The 1,134-nt window shown below is 44.4% G+C and carries 1 protein-coding gene and 1 pseudogene; both read right to left on the bottom strand.

All coding sequences use genetic code 11. The annotated features are described in order from the left end of the window. Window positions 1-71: 71 nt before the first annotated feature. The gene (locus tag C7A19_RS09200; RefSeq protein WP_116644743.1) at window positions 72-512 is read right to left on the bottom strand and encodes a hypothetical protein; all 441 of its coding nucleotides are present in this window, start codon (window positions 510-512) and stop codon (window positions 72-74) included. A gap of 66 nt (window positions 513-578) precedes the next feature. Next, window positions 579-767: pseudogene (locus C7A19_RS09195) on the bottom strand (tyrosine-type recombinase/integrase); the annotation flags it as partial. Between the last annotated feature and the right edge of the window lie 367 nt (window positions 768-1,134).

Below are 1,134 nucleotides of genomic sequence, written 5' to 3'. Positions count from 1 at the left end.
TCGAATGTTGGTTTGGTCATGTGTCATCCCTTTTTGGTACAGTCTAGCGAAATGACACAGAATTCTGAAAACTACCTTCTATGAAAAGGTTTTATGGGAAATTCTGCATTGCAGTGAACACAACGATACTTGCCACTACTGGTTCGGTTATCTTGAAGAATCTGAATGGTTTTCTTTTCAATGCAACTTGGGCAGACAAAGTGCTTCGGGTTCCCTAAGTACTCGTACACTATTGCTCTTCCGGCAGTTTCCGTTAACTGATACTGTTCTACTTTCTTGCTCCACGTTTCATCATCGGTAAGTCGCTTTCGATACTCTTCATTTTGGCTTTGCAATCTGAATAGCTCCTCCCTCATCGAGAATAGAGTATCTTGCGCCTCCCCGAGCTGATTCATTACTTCGTCGATTTTTTCTTTTGCATCAGCTTCCACTCGACTGTCATAAATTGACTTAAGGAGGCTTTTTCCAATTTTGAGCCCCTCATATGCTGATGTCACTGTGGCGAAGTCCATATAAATCCTCCTTGATTAGAATGACAGGGACGATGTTAGCAAAAAACAACATGTCACATATAATTTTCACTGTTTATCATGCAGTTTATGTGGAAACAACTCCGAGTACATCGTCCACAGCACGTTTAAGTTCCGGTGGCCTGTCACCTGTGCCACTTCTTCTATTGAATAGCCTTTCTCAAACAGCCGGCTGGCACCCTCGCGCCGCAAATCATGATAGCGTAAATCGGTAATGCCTAGCGCATTGCGCACACGCTAAATCATTCGCAGCATGCGGATTAAGTATTGCTTGGTACGCACTGTGTTAGCTCAAACACCTCGCTAATTCATGAACATATCAATGTTACTGCTACTCTTTGCTGGCACTTTTAGCCTATGCCGTTGGTTTCTCACTCTTGGGGAGGCTTATTTGCTCACGCCAATGTATGTGGATTCTGCTTAAATGTCTTGGACACTCTGTGTATAATCCGCGTCCGCCTGTTGCGTGTATCTACAGGTGGTGCCTTTCAGTATTCAAGGCATTCGCGGGTGTTCGTCTATGTTTGTTCCTCTGCTCTGAGGCGTACTATGGGCGTACCGCCTGTCGAAAACGACCGTCGTTTAACGTAATTTGCAGAGATTC

Source organism: Salinivibrio sp. HTSP (assembly GCF_003390965.1).
GTDB classification, from domain to species: domain Bacteria; phylum Pseudomonadota; class Gammaproteobacteria; order Enterobacterales; family Vibrionaceae; genus Salinivibrio; species Salinivibrio kushneri.
This window is presented reverse-complemented; position numbering and strand designations above follow the sequence as displayed.

Coding starts and splice junctions, on each gene's coding strand:
- C7A19_RS09200 (WP_116644743.1), bottom strand. CDS start 512: ATGGACTTCGCCACAGTGACATCAGCATATGAGGGGCTCAAAATTGGA.